Source organism: Parapedobacter sp., from assembly GCF_053550995.1.
In genome coordinates this window covers 1-7753 of record NZ_JBMQOC010000089.1, presented here as the reverse complement: position 1 = coordinate 7753, position 7753 = coordinate 1, and the positions used below count along the sequence as shown (strand labels likewise).

Genomic DNA, 7753 nt, shown 5'->3' with positions numbered 1-7753 from the left:
CTTCGTAAATACGTAATAACATCGTTTTATCAACCATCATCAAAACTCCGCGTTATGCGGTGTGCGCGGGAAGGGGATGACGTCGCGTATATTGGGCATCCCGGTGACAAAAAGCACGAGCCGTTCGAAACCGACACCGAAGCCCGAGTGGGGTGCCGTGCCGAAACGGCGGGTATCCAAGAACCAGTCCATCTCTTTCGCCGGTATGTCCATCTCTTCCATCCGTTGCGTTAATTTGTCCAGGCGTTCTTCGCGTTGTGAGCCACCTACCATCTCGCCAATGCCAGGGAAGAGGATATCCATCGCCCTCACGGTACGGCGCCCTTCGGCATCGGGTTCGTTCTGTCGCATGTAAAATGCCTTGATTTCTGCAGGGTAGTCCGTCAGGATCACCGGTTTCTTAAAATGTTTTTCAACCAGGTACCGCTCGTGTTCGGACTGGAGGTCGGCACCCCAGCCTTCGATAAGGTATTTGAATTGCTTTTTCTGGTTGGGCTTGCTGCGCTGGAGGATGGCAATGGCTTCCGTATAGGTGAGCCTTTCAAAGCTGTTGTCCAGGCAGAAATTGAGCTTTTCCACGAGGTCCATCTCGGCGCGGTCTTTCTGCGGCTTGTTTTTTTCTTCCTCAAGCAATCGGGTGCGGAGGAATTCGATTTCATCGGGGCAATGGTCGAGGGCAAAGCGGATGACGTATTTGAGCAACTCTTCGGCCAGGTCCATGTTGTCGTCCAGCTCGTAGAAAGCCATTTCCGGTTCAATCATCCAAAACTCGGCCAAGTGCCGCGTGGTATTGGAGTTTTCGGCCCGGAAGGTGGGGCCGAAGGTGTAGATATTGCCCAGGGCCATCGCCGCCAATTCGCCTTCCAACTGTCCCGAAACGGTAAGATTAGTCTGCTTTCCGAAGAAATCCTCGCGGTAATCCACCGATCCATCGGGGTTGCGTGGTGTGTTGTCAAAATCGAGGGTGGTTACCTGGAACATCTCGCCGGCACCTTCGGCATCCGAGCCGGTGATGATGGGGGTGTGCAGGTAAACGAATCCACGTTCGTAAAAGAACTGGTGTATCGCGAAGGAGAGGGCTGTGCGTACCCTGAAGATCGCGTTGAAGGTATTGGTGCGGAAACGCAGGTGGGCAATTTCGCGGAGGAACTCGAGGCTGTGTTTTTTGGGCTGCAAGGGGAATTTCTCCGGGTCGCTGTCGCCCAGGATTTCAAGCGATTCTACCTTGATTTCCACCCGTTGCCCCTTGCCTAGTGATTCAACCAGCGGACCGGTGACCGCAACTGCGGCACCCGTAGTGATCCGTTTGAGCAATGCTTCGTCCGTATGATGGAAATCGACAACGGCTTGGATATTTCCCAGTGTCGATCCATCGTTGATGGCAATGAACTGGTTGTTCCGGAATGTCCGGACCCATCCTTTCACCGTTATCCGCTGTCCATACTCCGTAGAGTTTAATAAGTCTTTTATGCGTGTATGTTTCATTTGTTGCTCTTTGCTCTTTGTTCCTTGCTCCTTGCTTTTTGCTTTTTGCTCTTTGCTCCTTGCTCCTTGCTCTTTGCTCTTTGTTCCTTGCTCTTTGCTCTTTGTTCCTTGCTCTTTGTTCCTTGCTCTTTGCTCTTTGTTCCTTGCTCTTTTGCAAGCTATATTCCATCAAAAACAAAAACCCCCATATCAAGTGGAGGCTTTGCTAAAAAATATCATCGTTTAAATCGTAAAATCCGCATCTGGAAATCACCCCAGCACTTTCGTGACCAGATCGGCGGCTTCTTTGAGAAGAATCGCGGAGTATACCTCCAATCCGGATTCGTCAATGAGCCGTTTGGCTTCTTCGGCATTGGTGCCTTGCAGGCGTACGATGATCGGAACGGGAATGTCGCCGATTTCTTTGTAGGCATCGATGACACCCTGTGCCACACGGTCGCAACGGACAATGCCGCCGAAAATATTAATCAATATGGCTTTTACATTCGGATCTTTCAGGATGATATTGAACCCTGCTTTCACGGTTTGCGCATTGGCCGTTCCACCCACATCGAGGAAGTTGGCGGGTTCGCCCCCTGCCAGCTTGATGATATCCATCGTGGCCATTGCCAGGCCGGCGCCGTTGACCATGCAACCCACGTTGCCATCGAGTTTCACGTAGTTGAGGTTGGATTCGCCAGCTTCGACTTCCGTGGGGTCCTCCTCGGTAACATCGCGCATCGCTGCATAATCCGGGTGGCGGAATAAACCGTTTTCATCCAGGTTTACCTTGGCATCGACGGCCAATATCTTGTCATCGGATGTCTTCAGCACGGGATTGATTTCAAACATGGAAGAATCCGTGGCTTCGTATGCCTTATATAAGGCTGCCACAAACTTGGTCATGTCTTTGAATGCTGCGCCGTTTAGCCCCAGGTTAAAGGCAATTTTGCGCGCCTGGAAACCTTGAAGGCCCACTTTTGGGTCTATTTCTTCCTTGAAAATGAGGTGGGGCGTCTTTTCCGCCACCTCTTCGATATCCATTCCCCCTTCGGTAGAGTACATGACGATGTTCCTGCCACGACCGCGGTCGAGCAGTACACTCATGTAAAACTCCTTCGTTTCACTATCGCCGGGATAATACACATCCTGCGCAACCAATACCTTATTGACCTTTTTGCCTTCGGGGCCGGTCTGCGGGGTAACTAGCTGCATGCCGATGATGTCGGTAGCCCGTTGTTTCACTTCATCAAGGTTTTTCGCAAGTTTGACTCCACCGCCTTTGCCGCGGCCTCCGGCATGGATTTGGGCTTTTACCACCACCCAGTCCGAATGGTAGTCCTCCTTCAACTTCTTTGCTGCTTCCACAGCCTGTTCGGGCGTTTCGGCAACGATACCTTCCTGTACCCGAACGCCGAAACTTTTCAGTATTTGTTTCCCTTGATATTCGTGAATATTCATTTGCGTGAAATTTGGCGTAAAAGTAGGGTTTTAATCGGGAATGGTCAAGCCAAACCGCTAAAAATCCCTACCTTCGCAACATGCTACAAGCAACAGGCATATACAAGTCGTACGGTGCACTGCCTATCCTAAAGGGAATAGACCTGCACGTGGCTAAAGGCGAGATCGTTAGTCTCGTGGGGGCATCTGGTGCGGGCAAGAGTACCCTGCTCCATATCGTTGGCACATTGGATAGGCCCGATCGCGGCACGGTGTTCCTCCGTGGCACGGATATCGGGGCCCTTAATGCCAAGCAGCTGAGTGCTTTCCGCAACGAACATATCGGTTTTGTTTTCCAGTTCCACCACCTGTTGCCCGAGTTTACGGCGCTGGAGAATGTGTGCATCCCGGCGTACATCAAAAAGGTAATGCCCAAGGAGGCCGAGCAGCGGGCATCCGAATTGCTGGAGCTATTGGGGGTAGCCCACCGCAGGGACCATAAGCCCGGTGAGCTGTCCGGTGGTGAGCAACAACGGGTGGCGGTAGCGCGGGCCTTGGTAAACCGGCCGGCCGTCGTGTTGGCCGATGAGCCTTCGGGCAACCTCGATTCGGAAACGCTGCCGCGCTCCACCAATTGTTCATCGATCTGCGCAACCAGCTCAACCAGACCTTTGTGGTGGTTACCCACAACGAGGAATTGGCCGCCATTGCCGATCGCGTGGTGCATATCAAGGATGGGGTCATCGAACCGGACCCACAATAGACAAGAAATGGCAAGCAGGGTTTTGATTACGCACGGTACACGGCCGTTCGCCCAACGGGTTGGCAAACTGTTGCCGGGCCGTTATGAGGTCCGGTTCGGCTCGGCTGATGAAATACCGCAGGTATTGCTGCAGACCGGTAATTATATCCAATTTCGCGGGGTGGATACCGCGGCTTTCGAACATGAGCTACTCCGTACCTGTTTGGATAATGAAATCGATGTGGTGGTTCCCCTTGGGGAGCGGGAGATCGATCTGCTGGCCCATGCCCAGCAGCTTTTCACCGAATACGGCGTTGCCGTCTGGATACCCGATGCGGTGTATGGGGGGAGACCGACGTTACTCAGGGATCCGGAAAGGCGTTTACCCTTGGTATTGCTGGATCATGGTGTGACCGTGGCCGGGGAACCGCAAGAAGGGCAATCCGCCTCCTTGTCCGGTGTGTTTACACGGCCGTCTCCCAGCGAACCGTTGGTACACTGTTGCATTGCCGAATGATGGGGATATTAAACCAATACGACAGTTTTGAATCAAACCGATAGCATGTTGACATACGCTGATATCGACGGGAACAAAAAGGCGCTGCTCCTTGAAGTGGACGACGTGCTATTTCCAGTAAAGGATTACCTGCTGCAGGTATATTATCTGTTTGCCCACTTGTTGGAGTACACCGAAACCGCGCCACCTGCAGCGGAACTCACCGGATTCCTGAAGACCGCCTATGAGCGCCACGGGGAAGCGGGGCTCTTCGGGCGTGCGGCGGAAGCGTTTGCCATTGACCCGAAGTACCGTGTGCAGTTTGAAGGTATGCACAAGACCGCCCGGCTCCCGGCTAAACTGTTGCTCTATCAGGCCACGCTCAACCTGATGCGCGCCGCCCAGGCGGCGGGGAAACGGCTGTTGATTTTTACGGATGGCGACCCAACCATACAATTGAACAAACTGCGGCATGTGGAATGGCATGGGTTGGACCAGGCGGTGAAAGTCTATTTCCAGACGGAACTCCGCTCAAAGGGGTATGATCCGCTTGATTATTTGTTGCATGAAAATGGATTACAGGCAGCGGATGCACTTTATATCCATGCCGGGGAGGGCCGTGACCCGGCTTTTCTGGATCGGCTGGATTGCCTGGCAGTCAATCATTTTCTGGAACCCCCGGCTGTTTCGCGCAACCCTCAAACTAATAATGAATGAATATGTCCCCATTGATACGGTCTGCCATATTATTGCTTGCACTAGGTGCAAATGTGGCGTGTAATCGACAGACGGTAGTACCCGAACTGGAGCGACCTGCCCGGCCCGATACCCAAGAAGACCTGCTGAAGGACTCGGTTTATTTCTTTACGCATGGATTTTATTTATGGCAAGCCGATTTGCCCGATTGGTTTGGTGATATCCGCAACCATACCCGGCAGTACAACTCTGCGGATGCGGTATTGGAGGCGCTGAAAGGCTACGCGCTCGACGATCGTGGAAACCCTTACGACCGGTATAGTTTTTTGGACCGTTGGGGTACCGTAGATGCCGAGATACAGCAGGGGTATGCGGGTAGCTTTGGCTTCGACGTGCGGTATAATAACGACACCGACCTTTACGTGAAAAAAGTAGACACCGGCTCGCCGGCTGACCAGTTGGGCATACGGCGCGGGTGGCAAATCATGCAGGTAAACGGGACCAGCGACCTGTCGCTTTCGTCTATGGAACAAGACAATTTCAGTTTCCTTTTCGACGCATTGGATGCCAGCAAGATCAGCTTAGTGCTCCGCAAGCCGGATGGTGAAGAAGTCGCCATTACGATGCAACGGGGTAATTATCAGCTACAACCGATCATGAGCCGGCGTATATATACCGTGGGAGGCAAAAGAGTAGGGTATTTTATGTTTGATATGTTTGTGTCCACGGTCGATAATCGGGATAACCCAACCTATGTAAAAAACCAGCTCGACGAGTTAGTGGAGCAATTCGAAGCGGCGGGAGTCACGGAACTGATTGTCGATCTTCGGTACAACGGTGGCGGTGCCGTGGCAACGGCCGAACACCTTTCGAATCTCCTTGTTCCGGCTTCTGTAGGGGATGGGCTGATGTATACCAATAAGGTTAATAGCGGGCTGGTCGAATTTCTCCGCAGCTACGGGGTTCGGATTGATTTTTCGGATGTGCATTTCAATAAAGCGAAGAACCTTAACCTCAACCGTATTTATTTCCTCGTTACGGAGGGAACGGCATCGGCCAGTGAACTGCTCATCAACAACCTGCAGCCTCATATGGATGTGAAGTTGATCGGCGAGCATACGACTTACGGCAAGCCGGTGGGATTTTTCAACTGGAACATCCTTGGTGTGGATCTCTATGCGGTCTCTTTCCAGACGTTCAATTCGGCCGGGTATGGCGATTACTTTTCGGGCATGCCTGTTGATAAGGTGGCCATCGACGATCTGACCAGGGATTTTGGTGATGCCCAGGAGGCTATGATTGCCGAAGCATTGTATTATGCGGAAAATGGCAGGTTCTCGTCGGATACGCAAAGCCAACAGTCCACTGGCCATGCACGTCTCTCCGGAGACCCGGCCGCTCAGGTTAACCAAGCGCTTGACCGGCATGGACGTAAGGGGATGTTTGCTTTCCGTAAACGCTTGGCGCCGTAACGGGAAGGTTATCCGATTGTACTTTCCTTCCGCCAATAATTTGTATATTGCGAGCTCCAACGATTGTTGGAACTGACCATAAAAAGGGGAAACTGATGAAGGAAGGGAAGCCTGCAACGATTAAGGAAATTGCGAAGCGGTTGAAGATTTCGCCATCGACCGTATCGAGGGCATTGAACGATCATCCAAGTATCGGTTTGGTGACAACGATGCGCGTGAAGAAAGTAGCTGAGGAATTGAATTATGAACCGAACCAGACCGCTATTTTCTTCAAACAGCGTAAAACGTTTACCATCGGGGTGGTACTGCCCAGCTTGTCCGAGCCTTTCTTTTCAGCGGCTATCAGTGAAATCGAAAATGTAGCCAACGGAAAGAGCTATACCGTCATCATGGGGCAGTCGCTCGACGATGCGGACCGAGAATTCCGTATTTTGCAAACGCTGAAAGCACACCGGGTAGATGGCGTGCTGATGTCTATCGGTAAAAATACCCGTGATTATGCGTTTATTGAGCTGTTGGAGGGGGCCGGTATACCCATGGTCTTTTTTGACTGTGTGCCCGATCTGGAAAATATCAATAAGGTGGTCAGCGACTTGGAAACTGGCATGCTGGAGGCCATCGATATGTTTGTCTCTTGCGGGCACCATGCCATCTCGCTCATCAACGGTCCGCCCCTTTTACCGGCAAGCATCGAACGCAAGCGGGCATACCTTAAGGGCTTGGGCAAATCCGATATCCCCTTCAGGGAGGAGTATATTGTAAACACCGACCTTACCGCTGAAGGCAACGAAGCTGCCATAACGCAATTACTGGCCTTGCCCGAACGTCCGTCCGCTGTTGTCTCTTTCAATGACTACGTTGCCTTAGACGTGATGAAAGTCGTCCGCGAACGGGGTGTGACCCTCAATCAGGATATCCATTTCATCAGCTATGCCAACTATCCGCTCTGGACATACATGGAAAATCCACCGATGGCATCCATCGAGCAGTTCCCGGGAGAACAGGGGAAAAAGGCAGCGGAATTGCTTTTTGAACAAATAGACGCCGTAGAACGGCCGGACCCGGTAAGGGTTACGTTCAAATCGAGATTGGTCAATCAAGCCAAGTCGTAAAGTCGTAAGTCCGGCTGCAGCGTGCTTACGACTTACGACTACTAGACAACCGCTATAAATGGATTACTTCGCCGTAAGCATCGGCCGCGGCCTCCATAATAGCTTCGCTCATGGTGGGGTGGGGGTGTACGGTTTTGATGATTTCGTGCCCCGTGGTTTCTAGCTTGCGTGCTACCACCACTTCGGCAATCATCTCCGTTACGTTGGCACCAATCATGTGTGCGCCAAGGAATTCACCGTATTTGGCATCGAAAATAACCTTTACAAAACCGTCTTTCGCTCCGGCCGCACTTGCTTTGCCCGAAGCCGAGAATGGGAATTTACCCACTTT

Annotated in this window: 6 protein-coding genes and 2 pseudogenes; 5 read left to right on the top strand and 3 right to left on the bottom strand. The window is 52.1% G+C overall.

Going from position 1 to position 7753, the window contains the following annotated elements; all coding sequences use genetic code 11:
- Nucleotides 1-39: 39 nt before the first annotated feature.
- A complete protein-coding gene (gene asnS, locus ACO1NT_RS12280; protein ID WP_449048921.1) occupies nt 40-1485 on the bottom strand; it encodes an asparagine--tRNA ligase in 1446 nt (481 codons plus the stop codon).
- Nucleotides 1486-1734: 249 nt separating this feature from the next.
- Nucleotides 1735-2925, bottom strand: a complete 1191-nt coding sequence (gene sucC, locus ACO1NT_RS12275) for an ADP-forming succinate--CoA ligase subunit beta (protein ID WP_449048920.1) — start codon at nt 2923-2925, stop codon at nt 1735-1737.
- Nucleotides 2926-3005: 80 nt separating this feature from the next.
- On the opposite strand from sucC, the pseudogene ACO1NT_RS12270 reads away from it, so the two are divergent.
- The 5 genes and pseudogenes from ACO1NT_RS12270 to ACO1NT_RS12250 all read left to right on the top strand — a co-directional run bounded on the left by ACO1NT_RS12270 (nt 3006) and on the right by ACO1NT_RS12250 (nt 7422).
- Nucleotides 3006-3667 (top strand): annotated as a pseudogene (locus tag ACO1NT_RS12270) (ABC transporter ATP-binding protein).
- Nucleotides 3668-3674: 7 nt separating this feature from the next.
- The gene (locus ACO1NT_RS12265) at nt 3675-4163 is read left to right on the top strand and encodes a hypothetical protein (RefSeq protein ID WP_449048919.1); all 489 of its coding nucleotides are present in this window, start codon (nt 3675-3677) and stop codon (nt 4161-4163) included.
- Nucleotides 4164-4208: 45 nt separating this feature from the next.
- Nucleotides 4209-4859 carry a hypothetical protein gene (locus ACO1NT_RS12260; RefSeq protein WP_449048918.1) on the top strand — a complete coding sequence of 217 codons (651 nt, stop codon included), beginning with the start codon at nt 4209-4211 and terminating at the stop codon, nt 4857-4859.
- 2 nt (nt 4860-4861) lie between these two features.
- Entirely contained in the window at nt 4862-6310 is a 1449-nt protein-coding gene (locus tag ACO1NT_RS12255; RefSeq protein WP_449048917.1) for a S41 family peptidase, read from the top strand.
- Nucleotides 6311-6405: 95 nt separating this feature from the next.
- The gene (locus ACO1NT_RS12250) at nt 6406-7422 is read left to right on the top strand and encodes a LacI family DNA-binding transcriptional regulator (RefSeq protein WP_449048916.1); all 1017 of its coding nucleotides are present in this window, start codon (nt 6406-6408) and stop codon (nt 7420-7422) included.
- Between the two features lie 52 nt (nt 7423-7474).
- Here the strand turns inward: ACO1NT_RS12250 and ACO1NT_RS12245 are convergent.
- Nucleotides 7475-7753: pseudogene (locus ACO1NT_RS12245) on the bottom strand (dihydrolipoyl dehydrogenase); the annotation flags it as partial.

Bases quoted from the DNA above. Each gene is read 5' to 3' on its own strand.
- ACO1NT_RS12260 (WP_449048918.1), top strand. From the start codon at position 4,209: ATGTTGACATACGCTGATATCGACGGGAACAAAAAGGCGCTGCTCCTT.
- ACO1NT_RS12265 (WP_449048919.1), top strand. From the start codon at position 3,675: ATGGCAAGCAGGGTTTTGATTACGCACGGTACACGGCCGTTCGCCCAA.
- ACO1NT_RS12255 (WP_449048917.1), top strand. From the start codon at position 4,862: ATGTCCCCATTGATACGGTCTGCCATATTATTGCTTGCACTAGGTGCA.
- asnS (WP_449048921.1), bottom strand. From the start codon at position 1,485: ATGAAACATACACGCATAAAAGACTTATTAAACTCTACGGAGTATGGA.
- ACO1NT_RS12250 (WP_449048916.1), top strand. From the start codon at position 6,406: ATGAAGGAAGGGAAGCCTGCAACGATTAAGGAAATTGCGAAGCGGTTG.
- sucC (WP_449048920.1), bottom strand. From the start codon at position 2,925: ATGAATATTCACGAATATCAAGGGAAACAAATACTGAAAAGTTTCGGC.